Genomic DNA, 22782 nt, shown 5'->3' with positions numbered 1-22782 from the left:
TGCTACTGCCAGAATAATTACTACACCTATCCATCCCCAGAGCAGCGGTGTTTTCACGGTCATCCTGAAACTGGCACTTTTGTTTACCTCAGGCGTATTAGCACTGATATTCAACACATAATCGCCGGGGATAGCTTTTTTAGAAGCCCTGACAACCGCTTGGATATTGGCGGTCTCACCGGCCTTTAACGTCTCCACAGAAGCCGGTTCAAAGCTCACTTCCCAATCGACGGGTTTGTTCGACGACAGTTTTATATCCTTCAACTCTGCCGATCCGGCATTGTTTACTACCAAATCAATACGTTTTGTATCTCCGGCCGTGATGTCCGAACTTAACAACCCCCTGGGAGTAGTAAGCTCCATATCGTAAGACCCGGTCACCACAACTTCGAGTTCCAATTCGTCGGAAGTGCTTCCGGTGGTCGCCTGCACAGGGATTTTATAGGTTCCCGCCTCCACGTTTCCCGGCGGTGTGATCTCAATGCTGATATTCTCCGTGGTGTTCGGCTCCACCTGTGCCGACGTGGCCTGTTTTCCTCCTGCGCGGAAAACAACATTCCACCCCCGTGGCGCGGTCGCCATCAAGGCATAAAGCTGCGTTTCCGCAGTCTTGTTGTTCAGATTGGCATTGAAGTTGAAATTCGACTTGGCATTGCCCTGCATATTGGGTTGACCAGTGGTGAACTCGGTTTTAAAAGTCCCTTGCGAGGATACCGTCACCGAGAGAGGCAGTTCAGCTTCTCCCGCACGCACCATAAAACGATAGGTTCCCTTGTTCACCTGCAGGGGGACTGTCACCTGAAGGTTAAACGATTTTTTATCATTGGGCATGACGGCAAGCTGTGTGACGATATAACTGCCCGATGTCACTTCCCATTCCCATCCGCGGGGTATGCCGCTGACGGAAATATCGGGATTTTTGAGACGCTCCGTCTCATTCACAATGTCGATACTGTAATTGATGGTTTCTCCCGGCGGAACAGAAATCCTGGTGTAAGGTGTGTAGAGTAGCATCTGCTTTTCAATCTCTTCCGCATGCATGAGGGCCGTGAAGCCCATAAAAAAAATCATCCAAAATTTCAATCTACATTTCATCATAGCTCATTCACAATTACGATATATTATAATAGAATTTTATTGCCTATACCGCAAAAATATTAATGCAACGCCCCCAAGGGCATGCATCAAAAAATACTGATCAAAGAGAACCAGTCAAAAAATAAAACTGTTATTCAGAATGAAAGCTGCGAAAACAGCGATACAAAGTTAAGAAGAAGAAAAAAGCGAAGCTGTTATTTTTTACAAAAAAGGTCCGTGATGACATTTAAATATTTCTAAAAAACAGAAAGATAAGGAGGGGAAGCGTCATGCCGCCTATCATGACAGGAGGGAATCGGATATATGGGTTTTGGCTGTTTTAAAACTTATATTAACTTTGCGTGATTAACTGGATAAAATCACATAAAAATATTCTCTTATGAAGTCTATCGCGATTATTTACGGTTCGAGCACCGAACACACCAAGAATGCGGCGGAAAAGATGGCCGAACTGTTGGCTGATTACTCTCCCACCCTTGTAGATATCTATGAAGGCGATGAAACGCCGTTCCTTACCCATGACGTATTGATCCTGGGTGTGTCCACCTGGGGCGTACAGGACTTACAGGACGATTGGAATGATTTCTATCCCAAGTTTGAAAAGCTGGATTTGTCAGAAAAGACCATCGCCATTTTTGGACTAGGTGACGCATCTATTTATCCCAGTTCATATGTGGATGCGATAGGCATATTGTATGAAATCGTCGTTCAGAAAGGGGCTACCGTCATAGGTGAGGTATCTCCCGAAGGATATGATTTTGAATACTCCAGAGCATTCAAAGACGGGAAATTTGTAGGACTGCCGTTGGATGATGATTATGAGCCTGAGTTGACCGAAGAGCGTATCGTCAACTGGCTGGAAACTCTGAAACCCTATTTCGAGTAGACCCTGTATTCCCAGGGGTTCAGTTTCATTTCATCCACGGGAAGTGCCTTGGAATCACCGGGAAAAGAAGAAAAGCCTTTGCCCGGCACTTTCCCGTTAAATTTCACGTTTACCGTTTTCCCGCTGAGATTGAAAACACAAACCACCTCGTTTTCCTTATTCACACGCCTGAACGACCAGACGCTTCCGGGAGAGTCGTTGGCTATTTCTGTCATCTCTCCGTCTTGCTCCTGGGCTAATAAAGCCTTATGTTTCTTTTTGAACGAGTTCAACTCTCTATAAAATCCGCTGAATCCACCCTTATCCTTCCATTCGATAAGGTCTTTTTCGAAAAATTCCAACCGGTGATCCAATCCCACTTCCTGCCCACTATATATTAAAGGCATCCCGGGAAGCATATAGGTCAGTACGGCAAACGATCTTGCCGCTTCACCCATCCGTTCGAACTCGGTGCCGTTCCAAGAATTCTCATCATGATTAGAAGTAAAATACATCGGTATGGCATGGGATGAAAAACGGTCGTTCATCCTTTGCAGGGCAACCCGCAATGAATCGACCGGCTCTTTCCCTTGTGCCACTCTATTCATCTTGTGATGGAAATCCCATGCATAGTATGCATCGAACACCGATTCGTTCAGTTCCGGCTTTTCCGCTTCGGCCAGCATGAAAATATCGGGATTAAGAAGAATCAGTGAATCTTTTGCCGCCTCCCAGAAATCGGTGGGGATTTCACCGGCCACATCACAACGGAACCCGTCGATACCGGTCTCCCGGATCCAGAATTTCATCGCCTCTATCATTGCTTCCCGCATCCCGGGAACAGAATAATCCAATTGCGCGATATCAGTCCAGTCATACATGATATTCAAGTTACCCAGACTATCCCGCACGTACCAATCGGGATGGGCATCCACCCATACGGCATCCCGGGAAGTATGGTTGGCTACCCAGTCGAGGATCACTCTCATCCCCCTATCCTGCGCCTGTTGAACGACTGACTTAAAATCCTCCAACGTTCCAAATTCGTTGTTTACTCCGGTATAATCCTTGATGGAATAATAACTGCCCAATGTTCCTTTCCTGTCTTCTTCTCCAATGGATTGTATTGGCATAAACCAAAGGATGTTCACCCCCATCTCCTGTAACCTGGGCAGATGTTCCGAAAAAGCCCTGAAAGTACCTTCCGGCGTATATTGCCGGGTATTCACTTCATATATTACCGCATTGTACGCCCATTCCGGATGCGCGCTTTTGGCTCCGGTTACGTTCCCCTGCCGCCGGTTTTGATTACCGCACGCCATCAACAGTGCCGGCACAAGCAATAATAGAAATATTTTTTTCATCTGTTTTTTATTGAGAGACAAGACTATTAGAACAAAGAATCAAGATTTTTAGAACTAAAAATGGAAAACTAAGAATGGAAAACTAAAAACTAAGAATAAAAAACTAAAAACTGGAAACTGGAAAGTGGAAAGTGAAGAAGTCTGAAGTCTCCCAGTCCTCCAGTCCTCCAGTCCTCCAGTCCCCCACTGTTCTGCCTAATCACTTCTTCAGTCGGTAGACATCATCCCTGTCCTGTACAAAGAATACGGAAAGTCCTCCCAGGATAAGGGAAAAACCGGCAAGCACCATAGTCAGTATCACTTGTCCATGAAACAGGTCCCGGGTAATAGAACCCAAAATACTTGCCGCCAGTATCTGTGGAATCACGATAAAGAAATTGAATATGCCCATGTAAGTACCCATTTTAGCTGCAGGCAAAGCCCCGGTAAGGATCGCATAAGGCATACAGAGGATGCTACCCCAGGCGAATCCCACTCCTATCATCGGGATAAGCAACATATTGGGATCTGTGATAAAATAAAGCGATATGAAGGAAATCCCTCCCAATGCCAATGCCACTGCATGGGTAGCTTTCCGTCCTATCTGGCGGGCAATCAGGGGTAAGAGAAAGGCGCTTAAAGCCGAGACTGCGTTATACACGGCAAACAACACTCCCACCCAATTAGCACCCTGATTGTACAATTCCGTTGTGGAATCGGTCGTACCGTACACATGTTGCGTAATGGCCGGTGTAGTATATATCCACATGGCATAAAATGCCAGCCAGGAAAAGAATTGCACCACCGCCAATTGTCCCATCGTCCTGGGCATATGCAACAGGTCATTCATGATCCCCACCAGTCCGGCCGGTTCGCCCGACTTATCCCTGATAAGGCCGGAGATAATCAGTATAAGGCCAAAAATAAGCAGCAGCCCTCCCACGATATAAAGCTGTCCGTTTTGATTTCCCAAATCGGTAAATAGGATCAGCAAAGTGGCGGCAAGACCTATTGCCGTCCATATAACTCCGTTTTTTAAAAATTGGGATGAGGACACCGGAGTTTTTATTTCTGCTTTCACCCCGGAGACTCTCTCCTTCTCCTCCTCAAAGGCAACCAATTCTTCCGGAGAATATTCTTTCGATGTAAAAACGGTATAAAGCACTGATAAAAGGAGTACTACGCCGCCAATGTAGAATGAAAGTTTTACCGACTGCGGGATGCTCCCCTCTTCAGCTATATTGGGGACACCAAACCAGTTGGTCAGCATATAGGGTAATGCCGAAGCCACTACAGCCCCGGTACCGATAAAAAAACTCTGCATGGCAAATCCCATCGTCCGCTGTTCGGTAGGGAGATTATCTCCCACAAACGCCCTGAATGGCTCCATGGAGATATTGATGGAGGCATCCATGATCCATAGCATCCCGGCAGCGATCCACAGGGAGGGGGAGTTCGGCATAAAGAACAGCGCCAACGTAGTGAAAAGAGCACCTATCATGAAATAAGGGCGTCGTCGTCCGAAACGGTTCCAGGTCTTATCGCTCAAATGCCCGATGATGGGTTGCACGATCAATCCGGTGATGGGTGCCGCAATCCACAGGATGGGTATATCTTCCACCCTTGCTCCGAGTGTTTCAAAAATACGGCTCACGTTCGCGTTCTGCAAAGCAAAACCGAATTGAATACCCAAAAACCCGAAACTCATGTTCCAGATCTCCCAAAAAGATAAATGCCTTTTCTTCATGTTATCAATGATATAAATTTAGAGAAGTAAATGTACACTTCTACCGGTAGCGATAAACAATTCTTCTGGAAAATTACCCATTTTTTTTATGCAATCGATTGTTATCCGCTGCGCCGTTTCTATTCAATCGTTATTCGGCTACGCCGTTATTCTATTCAATTGTTATTCGGCTGCGCCGTTATTTGCACTTCGTGCGTTATTCGCTTCGCGTTATTCAATTGTTATTAGATCGCTTCGCTCACGTTATTCAGTTGCGCTGTTATTTCCCGCTTTGCGGAATAGTACAATCGAATTACCACTGAATAACAATCGAATTACCACTGAATAACAATTGAATAACCACTGAATAACAATCGAATTACTACCGAATAACTACCGAGTAGATCCCTTAATCACCAGGTCGGTCTTGATCACCCGACTAACGATACCGGGTTTTGTTTCTTTGCCTTCAATACGGTTAATCAACAATCGGGCAGCGACTTTTCCCATCTCGAATCCATGCTGGTCCACCGAAGTCAGCGTGGGATCCGTCACTTCGGTGATATAACTGTTGGTAAAACCGCACACCGATATCTCCTCCGGTATTGTATAACCGGCAGATTTTGCGATTTGGACACAATAGGCAGCCACCTCGTCATTCACACAGAAGAAGGCATCCGGATGCGGGTTGAGTTGCAACATCTGAGGAACCACTTCCTTTGCCATATCAATGGTATCACAAACCCGGCTCATCTCTTTTGGGATAGGAAGTTTATGTTTGCGTAACGCATCTTCATACCCCATACGCCGATTGTTGGCGATAGGCATCGACGGAGAAGAGCCAAGAAAAGCAATCCGCTGACACCCGGTTCCTATGAGATGTTCCACTGCATGAAAGGCGCCCGCATAGTCATCCACAACCACCTTGTCCGTATTGATCCCCGTACAGATCCGATCAAAAAAAACAAGATGAATGTTATTATCGATGATCTCCTGAAAATGCCCATATTGCTGTGTTTCTTTCGACTGTGAAGCCAAAATACCACACACCCGGGCATCAAGAAGAGTTTCCACGCTTTTCACTTCCCGTTCATAATCTTCCTGTGAATGGCAAAAAAGAAGTTTGTATCCTTCACTCTCAGCCTCCTGCTGAATTCCTGAAAGTACTGTAGAAAAAAAATAATGCACGATTTCAGGCACAATGACTCCGATGGTATTATTACGCTTTGTACGGAGTTGCATAGCCAGGGCATTGGGTTTGTACCTGTGTTCTTCCGCATATTTCTGCACAAGCCTTCTTGTATCCACACTGATAGCAGGATGATTTTTCATCGCCCTTGAAACGGTGGATGGAGAGAGATTAAGAGCCTGGGCAATATCTTTCAGGGTTATTTGTCCCATACAAATATCTTTACAAAATAGTTCACCTCAAAAATAAACAAAAAAAGGATAGAAAGCAACAGATATTTCCTACTTTTGTCTTAATAATGAGTTTATGGATATGACCGAGAACAGAAAATGCACACTCCAGATCCAGTCCGAGACGGGAAAACTGGAAGCCGTACTGGTTCATTACCCCGGTGCCGAGGTGGAGAATATGACTCCCCGGCATGCACAGAGGGCTTTATACAGCGACATCCTGAACCTTTCCATTGCCCGCAGGGAATATGACCAACTGCTGGCCGTATTGAAAAAAACATCAGCTGTTTACGAAGTGGCGGACCTGCTGGCAGAGGTATTGGAACAGGAGCATCTGAAAGACGATCTGGTCCGCAGGGTATGTACCACGGAACAGGCAATGGAATATATTGATTACCTGATGGATCTCCCTGTCCCCAATCTCACCAAAGTACTGATTGAGGGACTTCCCCTCAGGGTGAACACCCTGACCGATTTCCTGCGTGATGAATATTACGCGCTGAAACCGCTCTACAACTATTATTTCACGCGCGACCCCTCGGCCGTTATCGGGAATAACGCACTGGTCTGCAAGATGGCCAACAGTGTTCGTATACGGGAATCACTGATTATGGATGCTATTTTCAAAAGCAACCTCTTTTTCAATGGAAATGTGGTGAATGGTTATGACCTGTCACAAAACGACCCTATGGCAAAAATGGAAGGTGGAGACATCCTGGTAATACGGGAAGATATCCTATTGATTGGCAATGGGATGAGGACAAGCACCCAGGGGATTGACCTGCTGACACGGGAATTCTGCAAAACCGGTTCGGGGAAAAAACATATTATCGTGCAACAACTACCGGAATCACCTGAATCGTTCATCCATCTCGACATGGTCTTCACGATGCTTGACGACGACAAGGCGATGGTTTACAAACCGTTGATCATGAACAACACTCCCTATCAGACTGTACACATGCAGATTGACAATGGCAAAGTGACGAAAATCTCTTCAGCAAGCGGCATCCTGAGCCTCCTACGGAAATTGGGGATCGACCTGCTGCCGATAGTATGCGGCGGCAAATCCGACGATTGGGATCAGGAACGGGAACAGTGGCATAGCGGTGCCAATTTTTTAGCACTTGCTCCCGGCAAAGTGATTTCCTATGCACGGAATATCCACACATTGGAAGAGTTGAACAAGAACGGGTTTGAAGTGGTGAAAGCCGCCGATATCATCAACGGTCAGCGGGATATTGCTTCCTCGGGCAATTGCGTGATTACCCTGGAAGGATCGGAGCTGCCCCGCGGTGGGGGTGGCCCAAGGTGTATGACCATGCCGCTACGGAGGACAATTGAATAACAACCGAATAACCACTGAACAACAACTGAATAACAACTGAATAACAACCGAATAACTACAGAATCTCCTTTATTTCTTCCAGTGTCCGCACGGTATAAGTAGGTTCAAAACCATCCGGGGATATCCCTTCGGGATTAAACCATATCTGTGCAATCCGGCTTTGATATGCCCCTATGATATCGGCATCCCAACTGTCGCCGATCATCACTGTCTGGTCGCGCCGGGAATTGGTATTTTTCAGTGCATAGGTAAATATATCGGGGTGTGGCTTATTGATGGCTGCATCCTCAGAAAGGATTATCTTATCAAAATAGGACTTTAGTCCTGAATTTTCGATCTTTTTGAATTGCACCTCCCTGAATCCGTTAGAGAGAATATGCATCCGGTATTTAGGTTTCAGGTAATCCAACAGTTCCAGTGTTCCATTGATCAGCCTCGTTTTGCGGGTGGTCCTTTCCAGAAAATCGTCGCTCAATCTCTTTGCATAGTCCGGGTCTTCAATCCCGAACGCCCTCACCGGTGCCAGGAATCGCTCCACAATAAGTGCTTCTTTGGTGATCTCCCCCTGCCTGTATAATCCCCACAGGTGGTGATTGCCGGGCATATAGACATCATAATAAGCTTCGAACGTAGGATAGAACTCTTCGTATCCGTAATCACGATAAATCTCCTCCAGACACTCTTTCCCGTTTCTATGGATATCCCAGAGGGTATCGTCCAGATCTATAAAAAGATTTTTATATTGCATTCGTAAAAGATCACGGAGTGGCCTGAAGCCACTCCGCGACGTTTATTTTTTTAAATTTATTGTTATCAGTTCACTTCAATAATCAGGTATTTCGTGAGGCTCCAGAAACGCTGGGTATCGGTAATCAGGAAAGTGAGATTTCCATCACTCCCTTTTACAAACTCATAGGTCCCTTCAGGATGGGTAGACCAAAGTTTTCCTTTCGAGGAGTACAATGGTATTTCAGTGACCTCACGCACATCTATCTTCAGGAAATAATCCTTATTGAATGTATCCTGCAACACACGTGTCTGCTGGAGAAATCCACCGGACAGTATCTTCTGGTCTTTCAGCTCGCTGGCCGTACCAAAAACGTAATACGCGGTATGCAATGAGCGGTCCTGTTCCCGGATAGTGTGTGATTGCTGTTCAGCTTCCACGGCAAGGGACGCAATATCCTGCGAAAGTTGGGTGATTTGCTCATCTTTCTGCGCCAGTTGGGTCTGCAATTCTACCAGACGTGCTGAACTCTCCTTCATCTCGTTATTCAACCGGTTAATGGTATTCTTCAACGAAGCTATCTCCTTGTTACTTCCGCTATATTTCCTATTCAGTTCATCCAGCTGGGTCTTGTTCCGTTGAAGGATCTCGTTAATCATCTTGAAATTATCATTCACCTTGTCGCGGGTAGCCTGATTCATTTCCCCTCCCTGCGCCGATTGTGTGGAGATATATTTTTCCGCTTCCCTGATCCTGGCGAAATTGTCCTCCACCTCGCTGATCACAGCCATCATTTCAGCGGCCTCAGCTTCCGTCCCTGCAGACTGCTGCAACAAAGAATCACGCTGCGCCTGAAGCTCTTTATACTCCTTCGATTCTCTTACATTTGTACATGAGACAATGAGTCCGATGACAAAAAACAGTATTCCAATCTTTTTCATACGATTAAATAATTTTTCTTCTTTAATTAACGATTGACTCAATAAAATAGTTTGATTTGTAGATGTTACTTTTATTTTCCTGCCACTACAATAACAAATTCTCCCCTTGGTTCATTCCCGGTAAAATGGGAGATTAACTCACCAAGAGTACCTCTTAGCGTTTCCGCATAGAGTTTCGATATCTCTCTCGACACCGAAGCCGGACGATCATCGCCCATATTTTCGGCCAGTTGGGAGAGCGTTTTCACCACCCGATACGGTGATTCATAGAAAATCATAGTACGGCTTTCATCCGACAATTGCTTCAACCGGGTTTGTCTTCCTTTTTTCTGTGGAAGAAAGCCTTCAAAGCAAAAACGATCGGATGCCAACCCCGATTCCACAAGGGCAGGCACAAAAGCGGTCGCCCCGGGAAGACACTCAACCTCTATCCCTTCCTGCACACAAGCACGTACAAGCAAAAAGCCGGGGTCGGAGATGGATGGCGTACCGGCATCCGATATCAAAGCGATACAATCTCCTGTTTTTATCCTCTCCACGATATGCGCCACCGCCCGATGTTCATTGAATTTATGGTGAGACTGCATGTGAGTTTCTATACCGAAATGCTTCAACAGTTTACCGCTGGTGCGTGTATCTTCCGCCAGCAGCAGATCACATTCCTTCAGTATTCTGATCGCTCTCAGCGTCATATCTTCCAAATTACCTATCGGTGTGGGCACTATATACAGTCTTCCCATGTTCACTGCTTTTGCACTCACTCAAACCCTTTTTTAATAATCAGGAGGAACTCCTTTACTGTTTGATTTTCGAAATTCCAATTCTTCTCATTCTTCAAATAGTTTTCAGCTTCGTCAAAACTACCCAGTTTATTTAACGCCTCCACTACGCTATCCATCTCCGACCGACTGTTATTGAACAACTCCCTCTGGAACAGAAAACGATCGTTAAGACTGATTCCCCGTTTCAAATCCAGTAAAGCAGGAGGTACCTGGATTGTATCATTCAAAGAACGTGTGATCTGCTTTTCCCCCATTTCACTTATTCGCGGATCGCGGTATTCAGGCAAAATGATTTTTCCTGTAAAGCTCACTCTTTCTTCTTTTATAGCTGTCTCACACGTTTCCTGAGAAGGTATTTCCGGCAATTCGGATTGTCCGGGTTGCATCGGCACCTCCGATTGATACGCGTGGCTTGGCCGACTATCCATCATTCCTTCCCTGTTTTCAGATACTTCTGATTCTTCTTTCGGTGAGGGTTCCGTCTCTTTTTTCGGTGAAGGCTCCGTCTCTTTTTTCGGTGAGGGCTCCGTCTCTTCTTTCGGTGAAGGTTCTGCTTCCCTGACAGGATTGCCCCGTCCGTCCGATTCTGACAAGAATTGTACTAACCGCTCCATCTGTTCTTTCATCTCCCCGATCTGCATTAGCTCCAGTTCATGAAGCGACCGTGAAATCTTCTCTACCCGGTCGAAAGAGGCACTGAAAAATGAGAAAGGCAGCGTATCGTTTTCTTTGACAGAAAGGAGGCCTTGTTCCAATAATTTCAGATCACTCAAAAGCTGATCAATATATTCATTCCTTTTTATCGACATCTGACATCTTTTTTCTGTGACTTCCACTACAGGCTCACTTGAGTAATGAGCCCGTTTTACAACTCACAAAAGTAATCATTATTTGGCAAGTGCCACAAAATCATCCGGCAAATTCACAAGAAATAACTTCCTTGCACTACGGGTAATAGAGGTATAAAGCCACCGGTAAAAGTTCTCACCCATATAAGATTGCTGGATATATCCCAGATCAAGGAATACATTCTTCCATTCTCCTCCCTGCGCCTTATGGCAGGTAACGGCATACCCGTACTTCACCTGTAAGGCATTGAACCATGGATTCAATTTCACCTTCTTATATCTTTCCCGCTTACGGGGTATATCGGCATAATCTTCCATCACATTAAAAAAGAGTTGGTCATTCTGTTCCCGCGTAAGGCCGGGAACTTCGGTATGTAACACATCAAGAATGATTTTCGCTTCAAATTCAATTTCATAATCCCGATGATACAATAACACATTACAGAACCTGAACCCATACATCTCTTCCTCACCCCTGACACGCTGTACTTCCACAAACTCACCGTTCGCCAGAAAATCAAGATGTACATAGTCCTCTATCCAGAAGTAGTTATTCTTGGTGATCATGAGGATGTCTCCCGCAGAGATCTCCTCTTCACGGTACAATACCCTATTCCTGATTCCATTATTATAGGCATTCACCCGTTTATTGGAGCGGGATATGACAATGGTCTCCTCCATACCATCGCTTTGATAAGCGGAGGCTATCTCATCGATCAACTCTGTCCCGGTAATGCGCGCTACATCGGCAAAACCGTCCACCTTCAATTTCGGATACCCTTCCGTCAACTGAGCCCTCAGCGCATTCCTTAGCATGGTTGCATTATACAGTATACCCGACTCTTCCTGCTGGCGTACGATTTGGGTGAGTGTCGCCTCCGTTACCTGCAGGGAATATGAACGTAGCATATCCCTATCGAGTGCCGGACTGTTTTCCTGTTTTACCGGTGGCAACTGGGCACTGTCACCCACAAACAGTATCCTGCATCCTTGTGCGGAATAGACATATTCTATCAGGTCGTCCAATAATCGACCTGTTCCGAAAACAGAGAAATCGGGCGATTCATTACTGATCATCGAGGCTTCATCCACAATGAAAAGAGTATGCTTATGCAGATTCTCGGAAAGCGAAAAACGGGGTGATCCTTCCGCAAATTTCTGTTGACGGTATATTTTTTTATGGATAGTAAATGCTTGCTGGGCAGCATAACCCGAAAAAACCTTAGCCGCCCTGCCGGTAGGGGCCAGTAAGACGGTCTTTTGCCTGAACTCGTTCATCGTCTTCACAAGACTACCGATCAGTGAGGATTTTCCCGTACCTGCATACCCTGTCAGTAAAAAAACATGATCGTCGATCCCTGAAAAAAGAAAACCTGCAATCTTTTCCAGCGCTTTCTCCTGGTCATCCGTGAAGTTAAACGGGAAATTCTCTCCGATTTTCTCAATAAAAAACCGATTTACCATTTTTTTTGGTATTTTTTCCCGTAAAAGTAGCACAATTATCATTCTTTTTCTAAATTTGTAGTCTAAAATCAGAAAATCAGAATTAAAACAGTATAAATATTAAAAAGGAAAAGTCCATGAAAGTTGTAATGAGAGTGCTTTTAGCAGTGGCCATTATTCTTTTGGCTTATGTCAGCTGGAGAAGTATCCAAGGACAGGTTGATTTTGATGCTGAAGTAGCAAAACGTGACAAAGCAGTTATCCAGCGCCTGGTGGATATCCGTACTGCACAGGTTGCCCTGCGCGCCCAATCCGGTTCTTACACAGCCAGTTTTGACACACTAACCCAGTTCGTAAAAGATGGGAGAATTGCTACTGTAGTAAAAGCAGGGGATCTCACCGAGGCTCAGTTGGAAGCAGGTATGACAGAAGCAAAAGCTATGCAGATTATCAGATCAGGAAACGAAAAAGCCATAAAGGACGCCGGTCTTTGGGATGAAACAAAGAATGCACCCCAATTAGTGAGAGATTCTATCTACTCCCCTGCCAGTGGGGTCTTGTATCCGAATCGCCGCAATTTCTCCGCCGATTCTCTGGCATTCGTACCTTATGGGAATGGCGTTAAATTCGAGATGGGAGTCGACTCACTGATTACAGCATCAGGTTACCCCATCCAGGTATTCGAAGCAAAAACACCCTACTCGGTCTATTTAGAAGATCTTGACAAAAGGTTAGTGGATCGGAAAATCCAGGAAGTGCTTGATCGTCCGGGTAACAGATATCCCGGAATGCAGGTAGGCTCACTTGAAGTGGCCAACAATAATGCAGGTAACTGGGAATAAAAACCTCCCGGCATCAATCTATGTTTTTACCTGAAAATATCGATCTGGCATATTCGGAAAGATACAATTTATCCATTCGGCTGTTGCCGAATGGATTTTCTTTTTGTATTTATTGTCCGGGAGACCCTACTATTTTTCATTTTCAGGAAACCGGACTAAGCGGCAAACTCTCCTATATAGATAATATCAAGAAGCTGATTTTTGACTTCGGCTTTTTCAGCCAGGCATTCAATCAGATTAGAGTGATAGTCGTTTCTCCTTTCCATACACTTGTTCCCGAAGCATACTTTGAAAAGAAGCGGGTTGAAGAGCTCTTCCGTTTCAATTTTCATGAAGCAAAGGGGATTGTTCTCACAGATAATACACCGGGCAATGATCTCCAAACCCTCTTCAATATCGATGAAGAGGTATATTCATTCCTTTCACGGAATTTATGGAACCCCGCATTCCATCATCACTCTTCTCTTCTCACCCAACTATTTATGTATCAAAGGGATAATGAAACCGGAAAGTGTTGCTTCGCCGATTTTCACGACAATTATGTCACTATTATCTCTTTCTCAGGGAAACAACTACTTTCTATAAATACGTTTCAGGCAATAGACCCATACGAGGCCATTTATTTTATCGCAAGTGTATGGGAAAAACTGGGCTTCGATCAATCGAGGGACAGGCTTATCCTTTCCGGTGACACCGATTCCCAAAGGGCTACAGTTGATATGCTCAGAAAACTGATACGACAGGTAGAATATTTGGAGTTGAGTCCAAAAGTGATATTGACAGAAAAACAGAAGAGCACGCTTCCCACTGATATATTAGCAGGCTTATGCGTATAATCGGAGGAAAATACAAATCCAGGAGAATCCAGGTTCCCTCGAACCTGAAGGCACGCCCTACTACCGATTTCGCGAAAGAGGGGCTTTTTAATGTGCTCAACAACCTCCTTGACTGGGAAGAAATAACGGCCTTGGATCTCTTTTCCGGCACAGGCAGCATCGCTTTTGAATTGATTTCGAGGGGATGCCCCTACGTGATGAGTGTGGAGCAGAACCAAAATCACTTTAACTTTATCTGTCTGGCACAGGAAAAACTCGGAGCAAAGGAATTGTTTCCGGTAAAAGCGGATGTTTTTAAATTCCTGCCATCAGTCAAACAACCATTCGATTTCATCTTTGCCGATCCTCCTTATGATCTGCCCGCCGCGGGAAATATTCCCGAAATCATTATCAATCAACAATTGGTCAAGGAGGGGGGATTTTTTGTCATGGAACATTCCAAAAACCTCAATTTCTCACATCTCCCGCATTTCAAAGAAGAACGTAAATATGGAAATGTACATTTTTCCTTCTTTGAGTTTTAATCCTGCTTTGTTTTAATCCTGCTTTGTTACACAGACCAAAGAAAAGAGGCATTTTATCTTTTTTCGCCCGCCCTTTGCCGCCCATTCCAAAAAAATAGCGTATATTTGCCACACTTTAATAACAAATTGTCAAATGGACGAAGATTCCCGAAAATATAATCAATGTAAAATCTTTGACCTGTAAGTGAATACCCTCCTTTCAGGCAAAGTAGAAAGGAGAGTGTGATGACAGATACCCAATTCAATTTTCAGAAGCTCATAAAAGAGAGGGCATGGACTACCCTGAAAACGGAACTCATTAAACTGGATGTTCCCGATATTACCTATCTCATTGAGCATAGCAACCCATTTCAATCCATCATTCTTTTCCGCCTTCTTCCCGGGAAAGAAGCTACAGAAGTCTTCAGCGAACTCCATCCCGACAAGCAAGTTGAAATCATCGACGGGCTGGCGCACCATGCATCACGCCTTACCGACCTGATGAATGACATGAATCCGGATGACCGTACTGCACTGTTTGAGGAGTTACCCGGCAAAGTGGCCCAACAATTGATGCAGTTGCTGAGCACCGAAAACCTGAAAAAAACCACGCAGCTTCTTGGATATCCCGAAGAGAGTATCGGGCGATTGATGACTCCCCAGTATGTGGCAGTGAAGTCCCACTTTACCGTCGCGGAGACATTGCAACATATCCGCCGCTTCGGGAAAGAGGCCGAGACCCTGGAAGTGGTTTATGTGGTAAACCAGCACTGGAGATTGATTGCCGACCTCCCTATCCGCGATATATTACTCGCCGGCCAGGATGAAAAGATAGAGGACCTGATCGATCATAAAGTTATGGTACTAAACGCTTTTGATGATCAGGAAACAGCCATACAGGTCTTTAAGGATTACAATCGTGTAGCTTTACCCGTTGTGGACAGTACCAATACACTACTCGGTATTGTTACGATTGATGATATTTTTGATGTGGCAGAAGAAGAAGACACGGAAGATTTCCACAAATTTGGGGCAGTTCAGGATGCCATTATCAATCCTGTGTTGGCTACCGTCTCCTTCCTTTACAAGAAACGGGTAGGATGGTTGATGGTGCTGGTGTTTATGAATGTTTTCTCAGGGTATGCCATGTCTCGATTTGAGAATGTAATTGAAACAGTCGTTGCTTTGGTATTTTTCCTACCTCTCCTGATAGACAGCGGAGGGAATGCAGGATCACAATCCGCCACGCTAATGATCCGTGCCCTGGCCATGGGCGACGTCCGACGGCAGGACTGGATACGTTTGCTGAGCAAAGAGTTTACAGTTTCCTTGATGCTGGGGATAACTATGGCGGCCGGAGTGTCTCTCATAGCCTCCTTCCGGGCACCGGACATTATTCCTGTGGTGGCCATCACTATGGTTGCCACAGTAATGGTGGGCAGTGTGATAGGTATGATGTTGCCGCTTATCTTTACACGGATGAAATTAGACCCTGCCACGGCCAGTGCACCCATGATTACCACCATCGCCGATATAATGGGTGTACTCATTTATTTCTCTATGGCTAAATGGTTCTTTGGGTTGTAGTGTTTTTATTCTTATTTTTGCACCGCATTCTTACAAAATCAAATAGAATATGCTTAAAAAACAATTCAAGACGACCAGGGTATTTCGTTTCAAACGGTTCGCCCGCAAGTCGTACAGCGTTTTCAACAGCCTGCACAAGACAGTCACGATAGGTGTGCTCTCCGGTTGTGCGTTGATAAGCGCCCATGCGACTACGGTAGAGCCTGCGGAACGGGTATATACCCAAACATCCACAGATTCCATTCCTCCCACGGAATTGGACGAAGTGGTGGTTACCGCTTCAAAGGTCGACCTGCCATTGAACCTGGCAGCGAAGCAGGTAACCGTTATCTCGAGACAGGAAATTGAGCGGGCACCCGTTCGCAGTATTGAAGACCTCCTGAATTATGTGGCAGGCGTAGATATCCTGCAACGCGGACCGCACGGCGTACAGGCGGACATCTCCCTCCGTGGCGGGTCATTCGACCAGACAGCCATCCTCCTCAACGGTGTAAACCTCACCAATCCTCACACAGGACATTACAGTTTTGACATTCCCATCAACCTTTCCGACATCGAACGCATCGAGATCGTACAGGGGCCATCCTCATTGGTCTTCGGTGCCAGCGCCTTTTCCGGCGGGGTGAATATCATCACCCGGAAAGACCCCGAGTCAAACGGTTTTGCCAAATTAGAAGGCGGTATGTATGGGCTTTTTGGGGCAGAGGCAAGAGGTGCTTATAAAACTGAAAACTCCTTGCACAGCTTATCCGCAGGATATAAACACTCAGACGGATATATCGCGAACAGTGATTACAATATCGTCAACCTGCTCTGGCAAAGCCGGTTCGATATCAACGGTTCAAATCTCGACGTCATGGCGGGACTGAATGACAAAAAACAGGGAGCCAACACTTTTTATTCGGCTGCCCATCCTAACCAGTTTGATGATACGCAGGGCATCTTTGCTTCCATACGTGGTGAGACCGGCGGGCGACTCAAATTTATCCCACACATCTATTGGAGTCGCCACTATGACGAATTTCAACTCTACCGCGATGGCACGCCTGATATACCCGCCACTTATAAAGGTCATAATTATCACCGGAGCGACGTCTTTGGCATGAACCTCAACATGCAATACGCTTCACGATGGGGGATTACCAGCTTTGGAGGTGAGTTTCGCAATGAAGGTATTATGAGCAACGTGCTGGGTAAGCCGATGGATGATACTATCGGGAAGTACACCAAATCCGATAGCCGCACCAATATCAGCTATTTCCTGGAGCACAATTTCATTTTTAACCGGTTCACTCTCTCGGTGGGTGGCTTGCTGAACTACAACACGGCGGTAGTGGATAAATTCAACCTCTACCCCGCACTGAACGCGTCATATAGACCGTCAAAGTCGCTGAAACTTTACGCATCCTGGAACAAAGCCACCCGTATGCCCACTTTCACCGACCTCTATTATACAACTTCCACCCATACCGGCAACAGTAATCTTGAAGCCGAAACGTCGGAAGCATTCGAGACCGGACTGAAATATATCCATCCCGTCATCAAGGGTAGCATTGCCGCTTTTTATATGAAGGGGAGGAATATGATCGACTGGGTAAAAACGTCTTCCGATGCCCTGTGGGAATCGAGAAACCACACGAAGATCAATACAAAAGGATTGGATGCCACGTTGGGGCTCGATCTCAAAGAGTGGTTCGGCGCAAACCAGCCATTCCATTCCTTCAGTATGGGATTTATGGTTCTCGACCAGAATATGGTGGAAAGCGGATTGATATCCAATTATGTCCTGAATCCTCTTCATTACAAGTTCACCGCCGCACTGCATCACGATGTGCTGAAAAACCTCAGCCTGTCGTGGAATTTTCGCTGGCAGGAGAGAGAGGGATCTTATGTGCAGTATGTAGATTCACAGCCCGGGGAACGGGTAGATTTCACACCTTTCTCCCTTTTGGACGTGAAAGCCAGTTACAGGTTTCCACATGTGGATCTGTTTGTCAATGCCAACAATATTTTCAATACTACTCATGTAGATTTCGGGAACATTCCCCAGCCGGGATTCTGGTTGTCGGGAGGAGCAAGTATACGGTTTTAAATTAATTTTTCAACAGTAAGAATGCATTGCTGCTGCAGGAGAGATAACCGCCCGACCGTGGTGGGATATCCGCTCCTGTAGCAGCTTTTTTTGGTTTTTCACTCGGCTTTCACTATATTTGTAGAATTAAACAATATCTGTTATGTTCCAAAAATTAGTCGCTATAGAACCCATCAGTTTAATTCCATCCGCAGAACAAAAATTGCATTTATTCGCAGAGGAGGTGATCCTCTATCGCGACATACCCAGGAATGATAACGAGATTGCAGCACGAATCGGAAATGCCGATGCTGTATTGGTTAGCTATACGTCTCAACTTGGTAAATCCGCTCTGGAACAATGTCCTAATGTAAAATACATCGGTATGTGCTGCTCCCTCTACTCCCCGGAAAGCGCCAACGTGGATATCCGTTATGCCAACAGCAGGGGAATCACCGTCACGGGTATCCGTGATTACGGAGATGAAGGCGTCGTTGAGTATGTGATCAGTGAGTTGGTGCGCTGCCTGCACGGGTTCGACCAGGAACCCTGGGACGGTATGGCACGTGAGATCACCGGACTCAAAGCGGGTATCGTGGGTCTCGGCAAGTCGGGGGGTATGATCGCGGACGCGCTTCATTTTTTCGGGGCAGAAATCTCCTATTTTGCCCGGAGTGAAAAAGAGGATGCCAAGGCAAAGGGATACCGTTTCATGCCGTTGAACGATTTGCTCTGCGAATCGGAAGTGGTCTGCTGCTGCCTCAACAGGAATACGGTATTATTGCATGGCCCCCAGTTTAAAAAATTAGGGAATAACAAGATACTGTTCAATACAGGACTCTCTCCGGCATGGGATGAGGCCCCCTTTCTGCAATGGCTCGAAGGGGATAACCGCTGCTATTGCGACACGGTCGGGGCATTGGGCGGCGAACATCTTCTCAATCACCCGAATGTGCGCTGCATGCAGGTATCTACCGGACGTACACGCCAGGCGTTCGACCGACTGAGTGAAAAGGTACTCTGGAACTTGTCTGATTTTACAGGAATAAATATATAATCAAAAGATTGAGACTACCTTCCATATCAATCCCCATCCAATAAACTGTCTAAATATTGTACACAAAACGTTTTTCAAAACACAATAGGAGAATTAATATTCCGGAGGGTACTCACCACCGACCAAGCGGCAATTTCCGGTGTAGCGCTGTAGACATCCACCACGGCATGCACCTGTTCATTTTTGATCTCCACCCGCTGCCTGTCTCCCACAAAGTCGGGAGTCGACTCCATCGTGACTTGCAATTTCTCAGGGCCTACTGTTGCCAATGAAGCGGCCACAGCCACATTGAGTCCGGTCGGAAAAGTATTGATCGCCTCCCTGGCTGTCCCGGAAAAAACGATTCTATTGGCTGTTTCCATCTCAGAAGTATAAAAAGGTGATTTTCTCAGTGCCCTCACTCCTTTCTCGTTAAGAAATCTCGCAGAAACATTTCCCATCAACGTAGCCGTTCTGAGTACATCGAATCCGCCAGTGGCACCGGAAGCGATATAGACACGCGCACCGTGGCTGGCAGCAGTTTTTTTCACCTCCTCATAAAAATGGGTATCGGCTAAAGCTCCTATTGACAAGGTAACAATCGATATCCCGTTTTTAAGTGTAGCCAATGCCAACTCTTTCATTGCCGCCGGAGAAGCAGCCTCGACCAGGAAATCCGGCTTCAAATCCAACAGTTCTTCCAATGTTGGGCACACTTTACAGGGACAGCCACCAGCCTCCATTTTAGAAGCAAGCCGTTCAGCCTTTGAAATCGTCCGGGAATGTATACCTACCAGATCATAACCGGGTAATAACCCCTGCAAAAGAGCGCCTGCCACAATATCTGCCAGATAACCGCAACCAACAATCACTAATTTCTTCATGCCCGCAAAGGTACTCACTTTCTGATGGAAATCCAATAATCGATCCTTGTCGTTATTCGCATCTACATATATTCGTTCCTAAAAATGCAACCTATCACACTTTTTTCGTTCCTAAAAATGTAAATTCATACAATTTTCCGTTTCGGTTGATGCAAAAAAATAAAATTCTTTATTCCGATATTTTTCACTTAATTTGTATTTTAGTCGGATAATGCCTGCTACAAACATCAGTGAAAAAACAAAACGACATTGCTGCCATTTACATCCTATATGTGGACGATCTGTTCACGTATGGTTGTTATCTCGGTTTTGAAAGAGAAACCGTAAAAGATGCCATTCATGATGTTTTCGTAAAGATCGCCACCCACAGTGATAACCTTGATAATATATCCAACATCAAGTTCTATCTTTTCAGATCGTTGAAAAACAGGCTTCTCGATATCTACAAAAGCCAAAAGGAACATATTGAACTGGAAAATATAGATCCTTCCCTTGGAATACCATTCAATATAGAAGTAAATGTGGAAGAGCTGATGATTGAAAAAGAGGAGCAGACAGAGATAAAAACGGAGATTGAACAACTATTAGGATCTCTCACAGACCGTCAGCGTGAAATCATCTATCTCCGATATGTCCAGGAATATGATTACCCGCAGATTGCCGAACTACTCCAGATTTCCATACACGGATGCAGAAAATTGGTATCAAAAGCCATCCTCAGCCTAAGGGAAAAATATGGCATCTTTTTCTTTCTCCTCCTATCGTAACCCCTCGCCTACCAGCACACCCGAAATGCACCAGTAACTCCGACTATTTTCAGCAGGGTCACCTACCGGAATAGCCACCTTGAGTTGGTGATTACCCGCCTTCATGTCACCCACATGAATATATACCGGATAGCTCACCGTTCCCGGACACCATCCCGACCGGCTCAGGTCGGATGAGGAAAGTCCGTTTGCGAAATTACCGGAAGCAGGATTGCGCTCGCGGTAACTGCCGCAATCTTCCCGCCATGGGGTATAGGCGATGATTCGTTCTCCGTTCAGGAAGATCTCGTTCAGTTTCGGGTTGAACTCGTCACCACCGCCCCAACCTCCATGTCCTGTGGAGATATAACGAATATATCCATCCTTCAAATCCTTGTCGACTGTAAAATTGACCGTCAGCGAATCGTTCCGGAACATATTTTCGGGATAAGCCTGGCCGGCCATCTCCATAATATTGACTGTTGTAAAAAGGGGATAAACCTCCTTAGGTGTACTTTCCTGTTGAGGATAATATTTTATATCGAGGGTGACATTGTGTCCGTCGTGTGAATAATTGCCAATCCATGCACCTACCCATACCTCACCTTTGAGGACGGAGGCATAATCGGTAACTTCCTGCCTGAAAACAACCGAATCGGGCCAATTGTAATCCGCCACTTCAATATGATTATATCCCCGCACTCCAAAGGAGGTGTAGAAGCGCATCAATTCAAGAGGAGGGAGATAATCATTGGTAACTACCATCCCCTCATAAGGATTTCTCTCTTTATCGTGATATATAGGGAGACTTTCTTTGCCATAAAGCAGGCCATCAAAGAAAGAACGCTCTCTGGCAGTAGGAATGACAAAGATTGATCCGGTGCGGTCGTAGGCATCCCCCTCGGAGTAGTGAGACAACTCTGCAAAGATGGAATAACCGGCATTCTCTTCGGGCAGTTCTACCTTTTTCATGAGGATCGATCCGTTGGCAAACCGGAGGACTTTGCCTTCCTCCAATTGTGGAACTTTAGGAATATCCCTGAAATAAATGCTTTCATGATCAAACACGTTGACCGCAATCACCCGGCTCTGCTGGATTTTGTAATTAAAAGCCGATGCTTTTAGCTCGGCACCTTTGAGCTCAGGCTCCAGCATCGTTTCCCTTTTGATGAGCTCCACCTCGTTTGCCACCGCCATAGGATTACCGTTCCTGACCACTTTCAGCACTACTCCCTCCGGAATAGCCACTCCCGGCTGTACGGAACCGTACATTCCCAATTCTGTGGTATACCATATCTCCATCGTATTGGAATTAATGATTGCCTTTGCCTTCTTGCATTTGTAACCGGCGATCATCTCCGTCTCATCGAGAAATTCAAGGCCATCGTTCATCGTAAACGCACGTACGGTATAGATTGATTCATCTCCTTTCAAGGTAGCAGTTTTAATCTCCCTGTTGGAATTGTAGTCGAGATAAGTCGCTTGTACCGGAGCCTCAGGATCTATCCGATTGGAGACAGTGGTAATACGCACCCACCCTCCAGATATCTCCATCACTGTTTTTGGAGCGGAAGCATTCTCCCTTGGCCCCATCGGATAGGTGACCCTGATCGTTTTATAATCTCTTTTACTTGCATCCACTTGTGCGGTGGTCGTTTCAGACGCGATTGCAGCCACAACCGCAAGAAACCCCGTTAAGAATATGGATATTGCCCGTTTCATCTGTCATCCTTTTTA

General features: G+C 45.7%; 20 protein-coding genes. 9 read left to right on the top strand and 11 right to left on the bottom strand.

What is annotated here, in order from left to right; genetic code table 11:
• A partial coding sequence (locus ABV001_RS01710) for an NEW3 domain-containing protein (protein ID WP_352421212.1) occupies positions 1 to 1059 on the bottom strand: 1059 nt, incomplete at its 3' end.
• A gap of 418 nt (positions 1060 to 1477) precedes the next feature.
• Here ABV001_RS01710 and ABV001_RS01705 point away from each other — a divergent pair.
• Positions 1478 to 1984, top strand: coding sequence for a flavodoxin (locus ABV001_RS01705; RefSeq protein WP_352421211.1), 507 nt, complete (start codon positions 1478 to 1480; stop codon positions 1982 to 1984).
• Here ABV001_RS01705 and ABV001_RS01700 read toward each other — a convergent pair.
• The 3 genes from ABV001_RS01700 to ABV001_RS01690 form a co-directional block, all read right to left on the bottom strand.
• Positions 1972 to 3327, bottom strand: coding sequence for an alpha-amylase family glycosyl hydrolase (locus ABV001_RS01700; protein WP_352421210.1), 1356 nt, complete (start codon positions 3325 to 3327; stop codon positions 1972 to 1974). The two genes, ABV001_RS01705 and ABV001_RS01700, sit on opposite strands and share 13 nt — an antisense overlap.
• A 199-nt stretch (positions 3328 to 3526) precedes the next feature.
• The gene (locus ABV001_RS01695) at positions 3527 to 5053 is read right to left on the bottom strand and encodes an MFS transporter (RefSeq protein WP_352421209.1); all 1527 of its coding nucleotides are present in this window, start codon (positions 5051 to 5053) and stop codon (positions 3527 to 3529) included.
• Positions 5054 to 5425: 372 nt separating this feature from the next.
• Positions 5426 to 6433, bottom strand: a complete 1008-nt coding sequence (locus ABV001_RS01690) for a LacI family DNA-binding transcriptional regulator (RefSeq protein WP_502929817.1) — start codon at positions 6431 to 6433, stop codon at positions 5426 to 5428.
• 100 nt (positions 6434 to 6533) lie between these two features.
• Between ABV001_RS01690 and ABV001_RS01685 the strand changes: the two genes are divergently transcribed.
• On the top strand, positions 6534 to 7799 hold the full coding sequence (locus tag ABV001_RS01685) for an arginine deiminase (RefSeq protein ID WP_352421208.1): 1266 nt from the start codon (positions 6534 to 6536) through the stop codon (positions 7797 to 7799).
• Positions 7800 to 7854: 55 nt separating this feature from the next.
• On the opposite strand, the gene ABV001_RS01680 is transcribed toward ABV001_RS01685, so the two are convergent.
• The 5 genes from ABV001_RS01680 to ABV001_RS01660 all read right to left on the bottom strand — a co-directional run bounded on the left by ABV001_RS01680 (position 7855) and on the right by ABV001_RS01660 (position 12561).
• Complete coding sequence (locus tag ABV001_RS01680; protein WP_352421207.1) at positions 7855 to 8547, bottom strand: YjjG family noncanonical pyrimidine nucleotidase; 693 nt, start codon at positions 8545 to 8547, stop codon at positions 7855 to 7857.
• A 65-nt stretch (positions 8548 to 8612) separates the two neighbouring features.
• Entirely contained in the window at positions 8613 to 9467 is an 855-nt protein-coding gene (locus tag ABV001_RS01675; protein WP_352421206.1) for a Cbp1 family collagen-binding glycoprotein adhesin, read from the bottom strand.
• Between the two features lie 71 nt (positions 9468 to 9538).
• A complete protein-coding gene (rsmI, locus tag ABV001_RS01670; RefSeq protein WP_352421213.1) occupies positions 9539 to 10207 on the bottom strand; it encodes a 16S rRNA (cytidine(1402)-2'-O)-methyltransferase in 669 nt (222 codons plus the stop codon).
• A gap of 17 nt (positions 10208 to 10224) precedes the next feature.
• Positions 10225 to 11058, bottom strand: coding sequence for a DUF8457 domain-containing protein (locus tag ABV001_RS01665; protein WP_352421205.1), 834 nt, complete (start codon positions 11056 to 11058; stop codon positions 10225 to 10227).
• Between the two features lie 78 nt (positions 11059 to 11136).
• Positions 11137 to 12561, bottom strand: a complete 1425-nt coding sequence (locus ABV001_RS01660; protein ID WP_352421204.1) for an ATP-dependent DNA helicase — start codon at positions 12559 to 12561, stop codon at positions 11137 to 11139.
• Between the two features lie 116 nt (positions 12562 to 12677).
• Here ABV001_RS01660 and ABV001_RS01655 point away from each other — a divergent pair, with 116 nt between their 5' ends.
• From ABV001_RS01655 to ABV001_RS01630, 6 genes are all read left to right on the top strand, one after another.
• Positions 12678 to 13382: a hypothetical protein gene (locus ABV001_RS01655; protein ID WP_352421203.1), complete on the top strand. Its 705-nt coding sequence runs from the start codon at positions 12678 to 12680 to the stop codon at positions 13380 to 13382.
• A 20-nt stretch (positions 13383 to 13402) separates the two neighbouring features.
• Entirely contained in the window at positions 13403 to 14218 is an 816-nt protein-coding gene (locus ABV001_RS01650) for a DUF3822 family protein (RefSeq protein ID WP_352421202.1), read from the top strand.
• Positions 14209 to 14742: an RsmD family RNA methyltransferase gene (locus tag ABV001_RS01645; protein WP_352421201.1), complete on the top strand. Its 534-nt coding sequence runs from the start codon at positions 14209 to 14211 to the stop codon at positions 14740 to 14742. Before ABV001_RS01650 ends, ABV001_RS01645 begins: the two co-directional genes overlap by 10 nt.
• 225 nt (positions 14743 to 14967) lie before the next feature.
• A complete protein-coding gene (gene mgtE / locus ABV001_RS01640) occupies positions 14968 to 16308 on the top strand; it encodes a magnesium transporter (protein WP_352421200.1) in 1341 nt (446 codons plus the stop codon).
• A gap of 49 nt (positions 16309 to 16357) precedes the next feature.
• Positions 16358 to 18400 carry a TonB-dependent receptor plug domain-containing protein gene (locus ABV001_RS01635; RefSeq protein WP_352421199.1) on the top strand — a complete coding sequence of 681 codons (2043 nt, stop codon included), beginning with the start codon at positions 16358 to 16360 and terminating at the stop codon, positions 18398 to 18400.
• A gap of 142 nt (positions 18401 to 18542) precedes the next feature.
• Positions 18543 to 19436 (top strand): NAD(P)-dependent oxidoreductase, encoded by an 894-nt coding sequence (locus ABV001_RS01630; protein ID WP_352421198.1) that lies wholly within the window; start codon positions 18543 to 18545, stop codon positions 19434 to 19436.
• Between the two features lie 74 nt (positions 19437 to 19510).
• On the opposite strand, the gene ABV001_RS01625 is transcribed toward ABV001_RS01630, so the two are convergent.
• Positions 19511 to 20299: an aspartate dehydrogenase domain-containing protein gene (locus tag ABV001_RS01625; protein WP_352421197.1), complete on the bottom strand. Its 789-nt coding sequence runs from the start codon at positions 20297 to 20299 to the stop codon at positions 19511 to 19513.
• A gap of 230 nt (positions 20300 to 20529) precedes the next feature.
• Between ABV001_RS01625 and ABV001_RS01620 the strand changes: the two genes are divergently transcribed.
• Positions 20530 to 21066: an RNA polymerase sigma factor gene (locus ABV001_RS01620; protein ID WP_352421196.1), complete on the top strand. Its 537-nt coding sequence runs from the start codon at positions 20530 to 20532 to the stop codon at positions 21064 to 21066.
• Here the strand turns inward: ABV001_RS01620 and ABV001_RS01615 are convergent.
• Positions 21058 to 22767 carry a PNGase F N-terminal domain-containing protein gene (locus ABV001_RS01615; protein ID WP_352421195.1) on the bottom strand — a complete coding sequence of 570 codons (1710 nt, stop codon included), beginning with the start codon at positions 22765 to 22767 and terminating at the stop codon, positions 21058 to 21060. The genes ABV001_RS01620 and ABV001_RS01615 overlap by 9 nt on opposite strands.
• Between the last annotated feature and the right edge of the window lie 15 nt (positions 22768 to 22782).

Origin of the sequence: Proteiniphilum sp. (assembly GCF_040307845.1) — a bacterium.
Taxonomy (GTDB): domain Bacteria; phylum Bacteroidota; class Bacteroidia; order Bacteroidales; family Dysgonomonadaceae; genus Proteiniphilum.
Note: the sequence above shows the minus strand (reverse complement) of the source record. Positions and strands in the feature narration are given on the sequence as shown.

Excerpts from the sequence above, each read along its gene's own strand:
- ABV001_RS01705 (WP_352421211.1), top strand. The coding sequence starts at position 1,478 with ATGAAGTCTATCGCGATTATTTACGGTTCGAGCACCGAACACACCAAG.
- ABV001_RS01700 (WP_352421210.1), bottom strand. The coding sequence starts at position 3,327 with ATGAAAAAAATATTTCTATTATTGCTTGTGCCGGCACTGTTGATGGCG.
- ABV001_RS01695 (WP_352421209.1), bottom strand. The coding sequence starts at position 5,053 with ATGAAGAAAAGGCATTTATCTTTTTGGGAGATCTGGAACATGAGTTTC.
- ABV001_RS01690 (WP_502929817.1), bottom strand. The coding sequence starts at position 6,433 with ATGGGACAAATAACCCTGAAAGATATTGCCCAGGCTCTTAATCTCTCT.
- ABV001_RS01685 (WP_352421208.1), top strand. The coding sequence starts at position 6,534 with ATGACCGAGAACAGAAAATGCACACTCCAGATCCAGTCCGAGACGGGA.
- ABV001_RS01680 (WP_352421207.1), bottom strand. The coding sequence starts at position 8,547 with ATGCAATATAAAAATCTTTTTATAGATCTGGACGATACCCTCTGGGAT.
- ABV001_RS01675 (WP_352421206.1), bottom strand. The coding sequence starts at position 9,467 with ATGAAAAAGATTGGAATACTGTTTTTTGTCATCGGACTCATTGTCTCA.
- rsmI (WP_352421213.1), bottom strand. The coding sequence starts at position 10,207 with ATGGGAAGACTGTATATAGTGCCCACACCGATAGGTAATTTGGAAGAT.
- ABV001_RS01665 (WP_352421205.1), bottom strand. The coding sequence starts at position 11,058 with ATGTCGATAAAAAGGAATGAATATATTGATCAGCTTTTGAGTGATCTG.
- ABV001_RS01660 (WP_352421204.1), bottom strand. The coding sequence starts at position 12,561 with ATGGTAAATCGGTTTTTTATTGAGAAAATCGGAGAGAATTTCCCGTTT.
- ABV001_RS01655 (WP_352421203.1), top strand. The coding sequence starts at position 12,678 with ATGAAAGTTGTAATGAGAGTGCTTTTAGCAGTGGCCATTATTCTTTTG.
- ABV001_RS01650 (WP_352421202.1), top strand. The coding sequence starts at position 13,403 with ATGTTTTTACCTGAAAATATCGATCTGGCATATTCGGAAAGATACAAT.
- ABV001_RS01645 (WP_352421201.1), top strand. The coding sequence starts at position 14,209 with ATGCGTATAATCGGAGGAAAATACAAATCCAGGAGAATCCAGGTTCCC.
- mgtE (WP_352421200.1), top strand. The coding sequence starts at position 14,968 with ATGACAGATACCCAATTCAATTTTCAGAAGCTCATAAAAGAGAGGGCA.
- ABV001_RS01635 (WP_352421199.1), top strand. The coding sequence starts at position 16,358 with ATGCTTAAAAAACAATTCAAGACGACCAGGGTATTTCGTTTCAAACGG.
- ABV001_RS01630 (WP_352421198.1), top strand. The coding sequence starts at position 18,543 with ATGTTCCAAAAATTAGTCGCTATAGAACCCATCAGTTTAATTCCATCC.
- ABV001_RS01625 (WP_352421197.1), bottom strand. The coding sequence starts at position 20,299 with ATGAAGAAATTAGTGATTGTTGGTTGCGGTTATCTGGCAGATATTGTG.
- ABV001_RS01615 (WP_352421195.1), bottom strand. The coding sequence starts at position 22,767 with ATGAAACGGGCAATATCCATATTCTTAACGGGGTTTCTTGCGGTTGTG.